This is a genomic window from Patulibacter ginsengiterrae, assembly GCF_056269115.1.
This window is the reverse complement of record NZ_JBWDOG010000001.1, coordinates 800,964-815,758: the sequence shown is the minus strand read 5'-3', so window position 1 is coordinate 815,758 and position 14,795 is coordinate 800,964. Positions and strand designations below refer to the sequence as shown.

Genomic DNA, 14,795 nt, shown 5'->3' with positions numbered 1-14,795 from the left:
AGCGGCGAGAACGCACCCGCCTGGAGCGACGCCGGAGCGACGCCGAAGCCGGGGGTGAAGCCGCCGTCACCGCAGCCGGCGGTCAGCAGCGAGGTGTTCACCGTCACCGGCGCGGTGCCGGAGAAGGGCGTGAACGTCGTCTGCCCGTTCGAGGTGCCGCAGATCGGCGACGAGGCGATGACGGACTTGGCGCCACCGTCGAAGTCGAGCTTCATCTGCGAGAACGGCAGCTGCGGGTTGTCGCTGAAGGACGTCGTCAGCTGGCCGGTGGTGGGGTCGGCGTCGACGTTGCCCTTCAGGCGGATCGAGATCCCGCGGCCCTCGACCGTCACGAACAGGCGGTAGCGCTGGCCGGCCCGCGGCTCGCCGACGAAGACGGAGCCCTCGAGCGGGTCGTCCAGGACCGGCGAGGTGACGGTCACCTTGCCGACCTTCGACGCGGCCGGGCAGGCGACGGGGTCGTCGGTGCCCTTGGCCAGCTGCGCGTCGGTGCAGACGTCGAGGCCGTTGGCCGCCGACGGGCTGATCGACATGCCCGGGGGCAGCGTCAGCTTCACGTCCTCGACGTGCGCGGTGGCGAGGTCCTTCGCGTTCTGCGACTGCGGGACGTTCAGCGCCACCGAGAGCGGCACCGGCGCGTCGGCCTGCATCGAGCTGGGACCGAAGGTCGTGGTCGGCGCGAACGGGACGTCGTCGCAGCCGTCGGCACCGACCGGGGTCGTGTAGCTGGCCTTGGCGACCTCGCCGTCCCACGACTCGATCGTGGCATGGGTGGTCTGGGGGCCGTCGCAGGCGGTCGGGTTGGTCAGGAAGGCCGTCGTCTTGTCGGCGACCTGCTCACCGCCGGGCTGGTCGGCCTCGATCAGCCAGGCCTTGCCGGCGAGGCCGAGGATCGCGACCGCCGCGAGGCCGCGCTGCTCGTCGTGACGCGGGTCGCCGGGAACGCCCCACAGGATCAGCTTCGAGGAGACCACCGACGGGGCCTTCGGCATGTTCTCGATCTTGACGTAGAGGCCGCCGTCCGGACGCAGCCCGCCGATCATGTCGACCCGGCTCATGTCACCGACGATCGAGTAGGAGAGCGCGGGAGCCTGCGGGTTGAAGGCGAAGCGTCCGACCTGGTCCTTGCCGCGGGTCATGTTGAAGACGGGCAGCAGCACGTCCATCGTGTCGCGACCCGGGATCGTGCCCGGAACGAACTGCATCGAGGCACGGACGCGGAGGCGCTGCACGCCGATCTGCGACTCCGGCGGGCACCAGCTCTCGCGCGGGCCCTGGCGGATCGGCTCGTACGTCTCGTCGTCGATGCCGAGCTCGGTCATGTTCTGGAGCTGCTCGTCGGTGCAGGTCGGGAACGCCGCGGGGTTGGCGATCAGGCCCGCCGGGGCGTCGACGCGGAGGTTCCGGGCGAGCGAGAACGGGTCGGCGATGAGGCGCGTAGCCGGGTTCGGGTCGGACTGGGCGTCGGTCGTCAGCGTGAACTCGTTGGTGACGAAGTCCGGGTGGCCACCCGCCTGCGTGAAGTCCTTGGAGCGGTCGTCGCGGGCCGCGTCCTCGTCGGTGACCACGCTGGCGCCGAAGTCGGTGAAGCCGAAGGCCTTCGCCTTGGGAAGGAGCGGCGAGTCGGCGCCGGCCGGGGCGTACTCGGCGGACGCCGGAGCGGCAGCCAGCAGGGATGTCAGGCCGAGGCCCAGCGCGACGACCGTCGCGCGAGAGCGGGCTGAGCGGGTACGCCCGCGATTGGTGGTGAGACCCACGTGGTCTTCCCTTCGTGATCGGTGACACAGATACCAGCGGCGCGGGCCACGCTAGACGATCCGGACTCACGCTGTGCCACCAAGTCCCGACCAGACGTACGGTAGGTTTCTACTGCCGGTATCGATCAACGGCGTACACGGTTGCGTCTGGGACGCTTACCGGTCGCGCAGCGTGCTGTCGTGGGTCGTCACGGTTCGCTTGGCCGGCGCGAGGACGGGGCGGATTCGCCGTGGCCGAGCGGAGTTCCGGGGCAGAGGGGCGTCTTCGGCCGGCGCGACGGCGGCCTGGACGGATGGTCGGCAAGGGGCAGATTCGGGCCCTCGTCGCCCCGCGTCTCGGGGGGTCTTCGGGGCTGGTGCGGGGCGTGCCCGAGCCGCCTGAGCGGCCTTGCGGGCAGGGCCGCCACGGCCGGGCGGGGGTGGGTGAGGAACGCGGACAGCGGTCGTCCGCGATTCCCGGGAGGATCACCGCATGTCCAAGATCCTCGAAACCCCACGGCAGAAGCACCTGGCGCTGCTGCTGCTGGCGATGACCCAGTTCATCATCGTCGTCGACGCCTCGATCGTGAACGTCGCACTACCCAGCATCGGCACCGATCTGGAGTTCTCCCAGGACGGTCTCTCGTGGGTCGTCAACGCCTACGCCCTGGTCTTCGGCGGGTTCCTGCTGCTCGGTGGGCGGCTCGCCGACCTGATCGGGCGCCGGCGGATGTTCATCGTCGGCCTCGTGATCTTCTCGATCGCGTCGCTGGCCGGCGGCCTGGCCTCGTCCGACCTCCAGCTGATCCTCGCCCGTGGCTTCCAGGGCCTCGGCGCGGCCCTGGCGTCGCCGGCCGCGCTCTCGATCGTGACCACGACCTTCGCCGAGGGTGCGGAGCGCAACCGCGCGCTCGGGATCTGGGGCGCCGTCGCCGGCGCCGGCGGTGCCGCCGGCGTGCTGCTCGGCGGGATCCTGACCGAGTACCTCGGCTGGGAGTGGGTCCTGTGGGTCAACGTGCCGGTCGGCATCGCCGCCGCCCTGCTCGCTCCGCGCCTGCTGCCGGAGAGCCGCGACGAGCACGAGACCCGCTCGTTCGACATCCCCGGCGCGGTCACCGTCACGGCCGGCCTGGCGCTGCTGGTCTACGCGATCGTCGACGCCGGCAGCGTCGGCTGGGGCTCGACCCGGACGATCGTGCTCGTGCTCGCGGCCGTCGCCCTGATCGTCGTCTTCCTCACGATCGAGGCGAAGTCCCGCAAGCCGCTGATGCCGCTGGCGACCTTCCGCCTGCGGACCCTCCGTGGGGCCAACGTCGTCGGGCTGCTGGTCGGGATGGCACTGCTCTCGATGTTCTTCTTCATCTCGCTCTACCTCCAGCAGGTGCTCGGCTACGACGCGCTCAAGACCGGCTTCGCCTACCTGCCGCTGTCGATCGCGATCATCCTCTCGGCCGGCGTCGCCTCGCAGCTGGTGACGAAGCTCGGGTTCAAGCCGGTGCTGATCTTCGGCATGCTCTGCGTCACCGTCGGGCTGCTGTGGTTCTCGCGGGTGTCGGTTGGCGGCTCGTACCTCGCCGACGTGCTCGGGCCGTCGCTGCTGGCCGGGGTCGGGCTGGGCTTCTCGTTCGTCCCGGTCACGATCGCCGCCGTCTCCGGGACCCGTCCCGACCAGGCCGGTCTCGCCTCGGGGCTGATCAACACCTCGCAGCAGGTCGGCGGGGCGCTCGGGGTCGCGATCCTGGCCGCGATCGCGACCTCCGTCTCCGGTGGGGTCAACCCGCAGGGCCGGCTGAGCCCGGGCCAGATCGCCGACCTCAACGACGGCTTCCAGGCCGCCTTCCTCGGCGGTGCCGGGTTCGCGGTCCTCGGCCTGATCGCGGCGGCGGTGCTGATCTCCTCGCGGGATTCGCGGGCGATGGTCGCGGCGGCGAAGGTCGAGGCCGCCACCGAGGATCCGGTAGGCGCGTAGCGCCCGCGGAGCGGCCGTCGCACCGGCGTCCCGGCCGCTTGCCGGGGCGGCCGGCCCGTCTGATCGGGGCGCCGGATGCGGCGCCCTCGCGCGGCGGGGCGTCGGAGGCGTCGGCGGGCACGGAGCCCCGCGGGATCGGCCAGAAGGGGTGAACCCTCGATCTCTGGTCGACCTCTAGGGAGGCGGTTCTCGGCTGGTTACGGCCGGTCTCGGCCCCGGTCAGTCGCTCGTGGTCGGCTCGCCGGCCGCGTGCCGCTCGAGCCAGCGCCAGAGCAGCGCCGCGGCCCCCTCCGGGGGCGCCGACCGCAGGTGGCAGGCGCGCAGATCCCGCTCGAGGGTGACGTCGCGGACCACCAGCCCGCTCATCGTCCCGGCCCGCAGCTCGCTCTCGACGGCGAGCCGCGAGAGCAGCGAGAACCCACCCCGCAGCAGCGCGCGCTTGATCGCCTGGGTGCTGGCCGTCTCGAGGGTCGGGCGGAGGTGGACCCCGACCGCCTCGAGCGTCGACTCGGCGACCGCGCGGGTGCCCGAGGCCGCCTCGCGCGAGACGTAGGACTCCTGCTCCAGCTCCCGCGGGGCGACGCTCCGGCGGCCGGCCCAGCGGTGCTCCTCGCCGACCACGACGACGATCTCGTCGCGCGCCGCGACGACGCTGCGCATGTCCTCGAGCGGGTCGCGGCCCTCGACGAAGCCGATCGAGGCGTGGCCGTCCCGCAGGGCCTCGAGGACCCCGGGCGAGTTGACGATCTGGACCTGGGTGTGGATGCCCGGATGCTCGGCGGCGAACTGGGCCAGCCAGTCGGGCAGCAGGAACTCGCCGACGGTGTGGCTGGCGGCGACCACCAGCGTCAGGCGGGCGCCGCGGCGGTGCTCGATCGCGCTCGCCTCGACCTGCCGGAGCGCGGCGAGCGCACGCCGCGCCTCGGGGTGGAGGAGGCGTCCGGCGGCAGTCGCGGTGACCCCCGTCCGGGAGCGCTCGAGCAGCCGGACGCCGAGTCGTCGCTCCAGCCGCTGGAGTCGCTTGGTGACCGCGGACTGGGTCAGATCGAGGGCGTCGGCGGCGGCGTGGACGCTGCGCGCCTCGACCGCTTCGACGAACGCGGCCAGCTCCGCCCCGGAGACGGGGTCGCCGAGCGAGGGGCCGGGTTCCGCTTTGGTCCTCGGCGGGGGCATCACCTCACGGTAGCGAATGATTCTGATTCGGAATCACCGACGGCCGTATCCGACTGGTGGACGGGGGCGGCGAACGGGAGCCTGGATCCATGACCACCGCTCTCGACCTCGGCCGTCCCCAGGGCCTCGACGCGCAGGGGGCCGACCGGCCCCGGGTCCGGCGGCGGCGATTCCTGCGGGACCTGGAGCACCGCTCCGACGTCTTCGCCCAGATCGGCCCCAACTGGTTCGCGTCGGTGATGGGGACGGGGATCGTGGCCAACGCCGCCGCGCTGCTGCCGCGCCAGGTCCCCGGTCTGCACGCGTTCGCGGTCGCGGTCTGGGCGGTGGCTGCGGTCTGGCTGGTGGTGCTGAGCGCAGCGACCGTCGTCCACTGGCGGCGGCACCCCGCCAACGCCCGGGCGCACGCCTCGAACCCGGCGATGGCGCCGTTCTATGGGGCGCCGCCGATGGCGCTGATGACCGTCGGGGCCGGTGCCCTGCTGGTCGGCCACGAGCTGATCGGGATGCCGGCGGCGATCGTCGTCGCGTTCGTGCTCTGGGCGCTCGGCACGCTCGCGGGGCTGGCCTCGAGCGCGCTGGTCCCGTACTGGCTGTTCACCCGTCACGAGGTCGGGCTGTCGACGACCTTCGCCACCTGGCTGATGCCGATCGTGCCGCCGATGGTCTCGGCGGCGACCGGTGCCTCGCTGATCGCGCACCTGCCCGCCGGGCAGGCCCAGGAGGCGATGCTGCTGGCCTGCTACGCGATGTTCGGGCTGAGCCTGCTCGCCTCGCTGGTGACGATCACGCTCGTCTGGGCGCGGCTCGCCTACCACCGGGCCGGGCCGGCGGGGACCGTGCCGACGCCGTTCATCGTGCTCGGTCCGCTCGGCCAGTCGATCACTGCCGCCAACCTGCTCGGGAACGCCGCTCCTGGCGCGATCGGGGCCCCGTATGGGGACGCCTTCCGGGCGATGGGGGTGCTCTACGGCGTGCCGGTCTGGGGCTTCGCGATGCTCTGGCTGGTGATCGCCGGGGCGCTGGTCGTGCGCACCGCCCGCCGGCATCTGCCGTTCGCGCTGACCTGGTGGAGCTTCACCTTCCCCGTCGGCACGTTGGTCACCGGGACCTCGATGCTGGCGGTCGACACCGGGCTCGACGCCCTGGCCTGGATCGCGGTCGCGCTGTTCGTCCTGCTGCTCGCCGCCTGGCTGGTGGTGGCGGCGCGGACGATCCACGGGGTCGTGCGGACCGGGGCGCTGCTGCGGGCGGCGTGAGGGGCGGCGGCGTTGGGGCGCCGTGGCTGGTCGGGCTGGGCGGGCGCTGCTGCGGGCGGGCGTGGCGTTGGGGCGCCGTGGCGTCGTCGGGTCGGCGCGGCCGGAGACTGCCGCGCGCGACCGGGAACCGCCGGGGGGGGGCGGTCGAGGTTGTGTGCGCTGAGCGCACTCAAGGTCAACGGGCTGGCGCTCGATCGACCTGCGGGTCGCGATAGTGGACAGAAGGTGTCCTTGATCGCTCCTATCGTCGTTGCCGACGGCGCGCCTCCGGCGACGGCGGCGCCACGACCACGCGAACCAAGGATCGATCATGGACTTCAAGCTCGAACTGGTGGGGATCCCCGTCTCCGACGTCGACCGCGCCAAGGCCTTCTACGTCGACCGGGCCGGGTTCAACGCCGACCACGATCACGTCGTCAGCGACGAGATCCGCTTCGTGCAGCTGACCCCGCCCGGGTCGGCCTGCTCGATCGCCCTCGGCAAGGGGATCGTCGACACGCCGCCCGGCTCGGTCAAGGGCATGCAGCTGGTGGTCTCGGACATCGAGCAGGCCCGCGCCGAGCTGGCCGGCCGTGGCGTCGACGTCAGCGAGATCGACACGCACCCCTGGGGCCGGTTCGTCTACTTCGACGACCCGGACGGCAACAGCTGGGCGGTCCAGGAGATCCCGACCTACACCTAGGCGGGATGCGCGGCGGCTGGGCCTGGCGCTGCGGCAGGGGCTGGCGGAGCGGCTCGGCGCTGGGGCTGGGGCTGGCGGAGCGGCTCGGCGCTGGGGCTGGGCGTGGGGCTGCGGCTGGGCGTGGCGGAGCGGCTGCCGCTGGGCCTGGCTCGTTCTCCTTGAGGTTTGCCACCCATACGGTGGCGAACCTCAAAGAGAACGCCGCGGCCTCCTCTGCGGCGGCTTCCCCCGCGGTGGCCTCCTCCGGGGCGGCCTTCTCCTGGGGCGGCTTCCCCCGCGGTGGCCTCCTCCGGGGCGGCCTTCTCCTGGGGCGGCTTCCTCCCGGGGCGGCCTCCTCCGCGGCGCCGGGCCCGCTCGGCCGCTTGGGCCCGCCCTTGACTTCAAGCGTGCTTGAAGACCTAGGGTCGACCTCCCCTTCCGAAGAGGAGCCGCACCCATGGACCCCGTCGTTCCGAATCTCTACGCCTCGCCGCCGCTCGACCTCGGGTTCGGGCGCGTGCCGCTCCAGGCCCGCGCCTTCCTGCTGCGCCGGCCCCGGGGCAACCTGCTGCTCTACGGGGCCGAGCCGATCGGAGCGGAGGAGGAGCGGGCGATCCGGGCCTTCGGCGGGATCTCGCGGCAGTACCTCAACCACGCGCACGAGGTCACCTCCGCCAACGGCCGGATCGCGACCACCTTCGGGGCCCCGCTCACCGTCCACGAGGGCGACGCGGCCGAGGTCGCCCGGGTCGTCCGGCCCGGCGAGACCTTCTCCGCCCGTCACCTCGTCGACGACGACTTCGAGGTGATCCCGACGCCGGGGCACACGGCGGGGGCGACGAGCTACCTGTGGGACACCGGCCAGTACCGGGTCCTGTTCACCGGCGACACGATCTTCCTGCGGGGCGGCGAGTGGGTCGCCGCGCTGCTCGACGGGGTCAGCGACCGGACCGACTACCTGTCGAGCCTCCAGCTGCTGCGGGAGCTCGAGTTCGACCTGCTGGTGCCCGGGGTCGCGCCGGTCGGCCAGCCGTACCACGCGTTCGTCGAGCGGGTCGAGGCGGAGGGCCGGATCGGCGAGATCTGCGAGCGGATCTGGAGCGGCCAGGACCAGTGAGCAGTGCGGGGCGCCGGCTCGCCCACGCGACCAGCCGCCGTCGAGCATCTCGGTGGTGCTCGACGCCAGCCGGGGCTGACCCGATGAGTTCCGTGGCCTCGCGGCGTCCTTGCTCGCGGAACGACCACGAGCGGAAGCGGCGGCGATGACGAGCACCGATGACGAGACCCAGGGCCCGGCCACCTACGTCTTCATCCACGGCGCCGGAGACGTCGGCTGGACCTGGCACCTGGTCGAGGCCGAGCTGCGGGCACGCGGCCACCGGACCGTCGCCGTCGACCTGCCCAGCGAGGACGACGCCGCCGGACTGCGGGAGTACGCCGACGCGGTCGTCGCGGCGGTCGGAGATCCGGGGGCCGGCGACCTGGTCGTCGTCGCGCACTCGCTCGGCGGGCTGACGGCGCCGCTGGTCTGCGAGCGGTTGCCGGTCGACCTGCTCGTCCTGCTGGCGGCGATGATCCCGCTGCCGGGCGAGCGGCCGGACGACTGGTGGCGGGCGACGGGCTACACGGACCTCTCGCCGGCCGCCGACGGCGGCGCGGGGGCCGAGGGCGGTGCCGGCTCCGAGGGGCGCCCGGACGACGGCGACGACCCTCGCGAGGAAGCGATCGCGACCTTCCTCCACGACGTCCCCCGGCCGCTGGCGGAGGAAGCGCTCCGCCGCGGCCGCGGACAGTCGGGCACGCCGATGGGCGAGCCGCATCCGTTGACCGCGTGGCCCGACGTGCCGACGCGGTTCCTGCTCGGCCGCGACGACCGGTTCTTCCCGGCCGCGTTCCTGCGCCGGGTCGCCCGCGAGCGGCTGGGCATCGCCGCGGACGAGATCGACGGCAGTCACGGCGTCGCGCTCAGTCGTCCGCGCGAGCTGGCCGAGCGGTTGGAGCGGTACCGGATCGAGCTGGGCACCCGACCGGCGGAGCGATGAGTTCGGGGACGCCGGACGGTCCTCGCTGGGAACCCCTCACGAAGGAGACGGACCGACATGTTCGAGCACACCAAGGCGTTCAGTGGCTTCTCGGTCGACGACCTGGACGCGGCCAAGCGGTTCTACGGCGAGACGCTCGGCCTGCGGGTGAGCGAGCAGCACGGCCTGCTGTTCCTGCACATCGCCGGTGACCGCGACACGCTCATCTACCCCAAGCCGGACCACGTGCCGGCGGCCTTCACCGTCCTCAACTTCCCGGTCGACGACATCGACAGCGCGGCCGACGAGCTGGCTGCCCGCGGCGTCACGTTCGAGCGCTACGACGGGATGGAGGCCGACGAGCGCGGCGTCTTCCGTGGCGGCGGCCCGTTCATCGCCTGGTTCAAGGATCCGGCGGGGAACATCCTGTCGGTGCTGCAGGAGCGCTGAGCGGGAGCGGCAACTCCGCCGAGTGCTTGCCCACCTTGTTGGCGGCCGCGGTTTCGTGGCGTATACGGTTGTGCGACGGTTGCCGAGGGGCTCGGTGTTGCGAGTATTGGAAATACAGTCGCGTACGGGTAGGGTCGCCGGATGGCGTCCCCAGTACTGCCCACCAGCGACCGCGAAGCGTGGCATCCAGCACGACTCCTTCCAACGGCCGGGATAAAAGGGCAGGAGGAACAGGAGCGGCGAGCGACCTCGGCGCTGCTGGCGGTGTTGCGTGCTGTTCCCGAGTTCGGGCACGCGCTGCTCAAGGAGCTGGGAGCGCCGAGGTCGAAGGTGATCGACACCTACGCTGAGGTGCGTTTCGTCGACGCGGCCGGAAAGACCCAGATTCCGGACGGGGCCATCGTTTGTGAGTACGGCAAGCGATCATGGACATGCTTGGTCGAAGTGAAGACCGGGAAGGCGCCGCTTCGGGACGAACAGGTCGCGAGCTATCTCGACATCGCGCGTGACCAGGGGTTCGATGCGGTGCTGACGATCTCGAACCAGATCACGGCAAGCTCCGCGGAGACGCCGGTCGTCGTTGACAAGCGAAAGCTTCGCAAGGTCGATCTGTGGCACATGTCGTGGTGGCGGGTCATCACGGAGGCGATCGTGCAGAGTCGCCATCGTGGAGTCTCGGACCCGGACCAGGCGTGGATTCTTGACGAGCTCATCGCCTACCTGGATCACGATGCGTCGGGTGCAGGGGGCTTCGGCGACATGGGGGACAGATGGGTTCCCGTTCGGAAGGCCGCCCACGACGGCACGCTTCGGGCGTCGGAGGACGCTCGCGTGATTGCCGAACGCTGGGAAGAGTTCACCCAATATGTCTGCATGGGCCTCTCTCAGGATCTCGGGCAGAAGGTCAGCTCGCCCCGCCCGCGGAAGCAGGTGACATCTCAGCGTCTGGACGAGGTGGTGGAACGGTTGGTCGAACACGGAACCCTCGACGCGCCGATTCGCGTGCCGAACGCTGTGGGAGACATCACGCTTCGGGCCGATCTGAGAACGCGTCAGTCAGTCACGAGCGTGACGCTCGATGCGCCACGCGAGATGCGGGCCAAGGCAAGGATCAACTGGGCGCTCCGGCAGCTTCGCGACGCTCCGGACGACCTGCGGTTCGAGGTGCACTACCCCAACGTTCGGCAGACGACCGTGGCGCTGTTGGGCGATGTGAGGGACGCTCCCGAGCGGCTGCTCTACGAGGCGGACCCCAAGCGCGAGCCGCGCGCCTTCACGCTCACGATGCTGCGACCGATGGGGCAGAAGCGCGGCAAGGATCCGGGATCATTCGTTCGGGACACGCGTGCGCACGGGTTCGACTTCTACCGTGATCTCGTCCAGAACCTGAGGGGGTGGCAGCCTCGTGCGCCGCGTTCCACCGGTACCGGGATCGATGAGGACGACGACGCCAACGAGGCGGTGCCCCAGCCCGTCGTAGCTGGGTAGGTCCATCGGCAGTCCCTGTGGAGGAATCAGAGAAATCTGGTTCTTATGCGGAAGACGGCGACCGACGTGGCGCGCGGCTTCTCCCAGGTGCTGGACGAGATCGAGGCGACAGGGCGAACCGGTGGTCGTCGTCCGCTCTGGCCGAGCGTCGAGATCGGCCCTGCCCGGTCTGGCAACGGCGCGATGCTGCGGGCGCTGCTGGCCGAGGCGCCCGACGATCCCACCTGGGTCGACGAGCTGCGTGAGCTCCGAGGAGCAGGTCGACCGATGGGCGACTGATCGTCGATACCGGCGTGCTCGTTCGGGTCGAGCGGTCGGGCGCGGCCGGGCGTGAGGGGCGGGTCGGGGGCCGCTCCGCTAACTTAGCGACAAGATGTCGACAAGAAGACCGGTCTGATGTTCCTCGCGCTGCGGGAGATCCGCTTCGCCCGCGCCCGCTTCCTGGCGATGGGGTCGGCGATCGCGCTGCTCGCCTGGCTGATGACGCTGCTCTCGGGACTGACCTCGGGACTCGTCGAGGACGGCGTCTCGGGGCTCCGCGAGCTGCCGGCGAGCCACCTCGCGTTCGCCGCCGGGGCCGACCAGTCGTTCAGCAAGAGCACCGTCCGGCCCGCCGACTGGCGCGCCGCTGCGGCCGCCCCGGGCGTGACCGCCGCCGAGCCGCTGGGCAACGCCTTCCTCAATGCCCGCACCGACGACGGGGCCGGATTCGACCTCGCGCTCTTCGGCGTCCGCCCGGGCTCGTTCCTCGACCCGACGCTCGGCGGCGACGCACGGCTCGGGGCCGACCCCGACGGGGTCTTCGTCTCCCAGAAGGTGCTCGACGCGGGCGTCCGCCCCGGCGAGCGCTTCCGCCTGCTCAACAGCAGCGTCGAGATGCGGGTCGCCGGGGTCCTCGACGACCGCTCGTTCGGGCACGCCGGCGTCGTCTACGCGCCGCTCCCGCTCTGGCAGCGCGCGGTCTACGCGGCCGCTCCCGCCGGGGAACGCGACGGGGCCTCGGCGATCGCGCTGCAGGCGGCGGACGACGCCGCGGCGACCGCCGCCGGGAAGGCCGCGAACGCCGAGGCGGTGACGGTCGAGACCGCCTACGCGTCGTCGCCGGGCTACAGCGCGGAGACCTCGACGATGTCGATGATCCGCGGCTTCCTCTACGTGATCGCCGCGGTCCTGGTCGGGGCGTTCTTCCTCGTCTGGACGATCCAGCGAACGGCGGAGATCGGGCTGCTGAAGGCGCTCGGGGCGAGCAACCGCTACGTGCTCAAGGATGCGCTCGCCCAGGCCGGCCTGCTGCTGCTCGGGGCGACCGCGGTCGGGCTGCTGCTCGGGATCGGCACCGGCGTCCTGATCGAGGGAACGGCGGTGCCGTTCGACCTGCAACCGGTCCCGGTCGCCGGTGCGGTCGCCCTGCTCGGGATCATGGGGCTGCTCGGCGTGGCGGTCTCCGTCCGCCGGATCGGCCGGGTCGATCCGCTGATCGCCCTGGGAGGTGCCCGATGAGCCTGCGTCTGGTGGGCGTGACCCTCGACCGTGGTGACGGCGACGACGTGGTGCGGGTGCTCGACGACGTCAGCCTGAACGTCTCCGGGGGCGAGATGGTCGCGGTCGTCGGCCCGTCCGGATCCGGCAAGTCGAGCCTGCTCGCGGTCGCCGGGGCGCTGCTGACCGCGGACGCCGGGACCGTCGAGATCGGGGGCGCGGCGATCGCCGACCTCAGCCGCGACGAGCGGGCACGGCTGCGCCGGCGTGAGCTCGGGTTCATCTTCCAGGGCTCGAACCTGGTGCCGTCGCTGTCGGCCGTCGACCAGCTGCTGGCGATGGTCCACCTCGACGGTCGCCGGCCGGCGAAGGAGCGCCCGCGGGCGCTCGAGCTGCTGGAGCTGGTCGGCCTCGGGGCGAAGGCCCACCGGCGGCCGTTCGAGCTCTCCGGCGGCGAGCGCCAACGGGTCGGGATCGCGCGCGCCCTGGTCAACGAGCCCGCGGTGCTGCTCGCCGACGAGCCGACGTCGGCGCTCGACCGCGCCCGTAGCGTCGAGCTCTCGGAGCTGCTGAAGCGCCTGACCCACGACCGCGGGATCGCCACCGTCGTCGTCACCCACGACGACGCGCCGGTGCGGGTCGCCGACCGCGTGGTGGCGATGGAGGACGGCCGTCTCGACCCGGCGCGGGCCGAGACGGTGCGTGCGCGATAGCGTCGGGGGGTGCCTCGGATCGACGCCCCGACCGTGCGGGAGCACGTCCAACGTCAGACGGACGCGATCCTCGATGCCGGCGCGCGGCTGGTGGCCGAGCGTGGGTTGCGAAACGTCGAGCTGGCGGAGATCGCGGCGGAGGTCGGTCTCAAGCGCACGTCGCTGTACCGCTACTTCCCCAACAAGGAGGCGATCGTGGCCGCCTGGTTCGCGCGCGAGCTGCCGGTCGCGACCGCCCGCGGGGTCGCGGTGCTGGAGGGGCCGGGCAGCACCGGCGAGCGGATCGGGGCCTGGCTCGACCTCCAGGTCGCGTTGACGGCGGAGGAGTCGCACCGGCTGGCGGTGCGGCTGGTGCGCGAGAGCGGCGGCCTCCAGGGCCAGGCCCGCGCGAGCATGCTGGAGGGCCACCGCGACCTCTACTCCCGCGTGACCCCGCTGCTGGCGGAGCTGGTCGGGGAGGACGAGGCGCGGACCGCGCTGCATCTGGTCGGGGGCCTGGTGCGGGCCGCGGGCGAGGCGGTCGAGGCGGGTCGTGATCCGGCGGGGATCGCGACCGCGCTCCGCCGGGCGGTCGCCGGGCTGCTGGGCGACCCGACGATCGCTCCCGCGGCAAGCGGTTGAGGTCGCGTGCGTTGAACGCCCTCGACCTCAGCCGATCGGCGAGCGGGGCGAGCGAGCGCCCCGCACGGCGGCTGGCTCAGCCGATCGCGTACGGGTAGTCGGGCGCGCGGCCCTGGAACGAGAGGATCCGGGGGTTCTGGATCCGGCCGTCGCGGATCTCGATCGCCCGGCGGATCGTGTCGTCCTGCTCCCACGCCTCGGGTCCCGCCATCACGACCGGCAGGTAGGCGAGCAGCGCCTCGCTGTTCTCCCAGGTCGCCGAGTTCCAGAGGAACGACGGGCTGTGGTCGACGGCGTAGTTGTGGAGGCCGTCGCCGACGTCGAAGATCGGGGCGGCGAACGAGGTCGGCCGTGCCCACTCGAAGCCCATGCCCTCGTCGCAGGAGACGTCGACGAAGAGGGTGCCCGGGGCGAAGCGGGGGAGGTCCTCGTTCATCACGAACATCAGCGGCTCGTCGGTGTCCTGGAGGATGCAGTTGACGATCACGTCGTACTGGGCCAGGACCTCGGCGAGCGGGCCGGGCTCGGGATCCTTCAGCGCCAGGGTCCGGCTCGGGTTGGCCGGATCACGCGCGAAGTGCTGCATCCGGACCGACGCGAACGGCGAGGCGACCGCCGACACGTTGCGCTGGGTGAGGACGGTGACGTCGCTGATCCCGAGCGCCGAGAGACCGCGGACGGCGCCACGAGCGGTCGCGCCGAAGCTGATCACGGCGGCCCGCAGGCGACGACCGTAGTCGCCGGTCGAGCCGATCAGCTGGAGCGCGTGGAGGACCGAGCAGTAGCCGGCCAGCTCGTTGTTCTTGTGGAAGACGTGGACGCTGAAGTGGCCGTCCGCGGTCCAGTGGTTCATCGCCTCCCAGGCGATCAGGGTCAGCCCGCGGTCGATCGCGAGCTGGGTCATCCGCTCGTCCTGCACGCAGTGCGGCCAACCCCACACGACCTGTCCGGGACGGAGCGTCTCGAGGTCCGACGCAAGCGGCTTGGGCAGTACGACCACGTCGGTCTCGGCCAGCAGCTGTTCTCGGGACCGGAGGCCGCCGACCAGCGAGGCGAGGTGCGCGTCGCCGATCCCGAAGCGCTGGCCGTAGCCGTGCTCGAGGAAGATCCGGCGCCGCAGCTCCGGGGCGATCCGCTCCAGATGCGCAGGGTGGATCGCCAACCGGTGCTCGTCCTCCTTGCGGGAGGTCGCCACGACACCGATGGTGAGTTGTTGCACCGAACG

13 protein-coding genes and 1 pseudogene are annotated in these 14,795 nt (G+C 72.1%); 11 read left to right on the top strand and 3 right to left on the bottom strand.

The features are described from left to right. A pseudogene (locus tag ACVUH9_RS03465) lies at window positions 1-1,757 on the bottom strand (hypothetical protein); the annotation flags it as partial. A gap of 472 nt (window positions 1,758-2,229) precedes the next feature. Between ACVUH9_RS03465 and ACVUH9_RS03460 the strand changes: the two are divergent. After that, on the top strand, window positions 2,230-3,705 hold the full coding sequence (locus ACVUH9_RS03460) for an MFS transporter (RefSeq protein WP_475753972.1): 1,476 nt from the start codon (window positions 2,230-2,232) through the stop codon (window positions 3,703-3,705). A gap of 219 nt (window positions 3,706-3,924) precedes the next feature. Here ACVUH9_RS03460 and ACVUH9_RS03455 read toward each other — a convergent pair whose 3' ends face one another. Further along, window positions 3,925-4,878, bottom strand: a complete 954-nt coding sequence (locus ACVUH9_RS03455) for a LysR family transcriptional regulator (RefSeq protein WP_475753970.1) — start codon at window positions 4,876-4,878, stop codon at window positions 3,925-3,927. Window positions 4,879-4,967: 89 nt separating this feature from the next. Here ACVUH9_RS03455 and ACVUH9_RS03450 point away from each other — a divergent pair, with 89 nt between their 5' ends. The 10 genes from ACVUH9_RS03450 (at window position 4,968) to ACVUH9_RS03405 (ending at window position 13,570) form a co-directional block, all read left to right on the top strand. Then, window positions 4,968-6,137: a TDT family transporter gene (locus ACVUH9_RS03450; protein ID WP_475753968.1), complete on the top strand. Its 1,170-nt coding sequence runs from the start codon at window positions 4,968-4,970 to the stop codon at window positions 6,135-6,137. A 310-nt stretch (window positions 6,138-6,447) separates the two neighbouring features. Next, complete coding sequence (locus ACVUH9_RS03445) at window positions 6,448-6,819, top strand: glyoxalase superfamily protein (RefSeq protein WP_475753966.1); 372 nt, start codon at window positions 6,448-6,450, stop codon at window positions 6,817-6,819. 436 nt (window positions 6,820-7,255) lie between these two features. Beyond that, window positions 7,256-7,915 carry an MBL fold metallo-hydrolase gene (locus tag ACVUH9_RS03440; protein ID WP_475753964.1) on the top strand — a complete coding sequence of 220 codons (660 nt, stop codon included), beginning with the start codon at window positions 7,256-7,258 and terminating at the stop codon, window positions 7,913-7,915. Between the two features lie 145 nt (window positions 7,916-8,060). Continuing rightward, window positions 8,061-8,840 (top strand): alpha/beta fold hydrolase, encoded by a 780-nt coding sequence (locus ACVUH9_RS03435; RefSeq protein WP_475753962.1) that lies wholly within the window; start codon window positions 8,061-8,063, stop codon window positions 8,838-8,840. Between the two features lie 57 nt (window positions 8,841-8,897). Continuing rightward, complete coding sequence (locus ACVUH9_RS03430) at window positions 8,898-9,269, top strand: VOC family protein (protein WP_475753960.1); 372 nt, start codon at window positions 8,898-8,900, stop codon at window positions 9,267-9,269. Between the two features lie 141 nt (window positions 9,270-9,410). Next, window positions 9,411-10,757, top strand: coding sequence for a stress response protein (locus ACVUH9_RS03425; protein WP_475753958.1), 1,347 nt, complete (start codon window positions 9,411-9,413; stop codon window positions 10,755-10,757). A 45-nt stretch (window positions 10,758-10,802) separates the two neighbouring features. Continuing rightward, the gene (locus ACVUH9_RS03420; protein WP_475753956.1) at window positions 10,803-11,036 is read left to right on the top strand and encodes a hypothetical protein; all 234 of its coding nucleotides are present in this window, start codon (window positions 10,803-10,805) and stop codon (window positions 11,034-11,036) included. Window positions 11,037-11,153: 117 nt separating this feature from the next. Further along, entirely contained in the window at window positions 11,154-12,257 is a 1,104-nt protein-coding gene (locus ACVUH9_RS03415; protein WP_475753954.1) for an ABC transporter permease, read from the top strand. Next, window positions 12,254-12,949 carry an ABC transporter ATP-binding protein gene (locus ACVUH9_RS03410; protein ID WP_475753952.1) on the top strand — a complete coding sequence of 232 codons (696 nt, stop codon included), beginning with the start codon at window positions 12,254-12,256 and terminating at the stop codon, window positions 12,947-12,949. Before ACVUH9_RS03415 ends, ACVUH9_RS03410 begins: the two co-directional genes overlap by 4 nt. A 9-nt stretch (window positions 12,950-12,958) precedes the next feature. After that, entirely contained in the window at window positions 12,959-13,570 is a 612-nt protein-coding gene (locus tag ACVUH9_RS03405; RefSeq protein WP_475753950.1) for a TetR/AcrR family transcriptional regulator, read from the top strand. Window positions 13,571-13,646: 76 nt separating this feature from the next. Here ACVUH9_RS03405 and ACVUH9_RS03400 read toward each other — a convergent pair whose 3' ends face one another. Further along, a complete protein-coding gene (locus ACVUH9_RS03400) occupies window positions 13,647-14,789 on the bottom strand; it encodes a N(5)-(carboxyethyl)ornithine synthase (protein ID WP_475753948.1) in 1,143 nt (380 codons plus the stop codon). Window positions 14,790-14,795 lie beyond the last annotated feature (6 nt).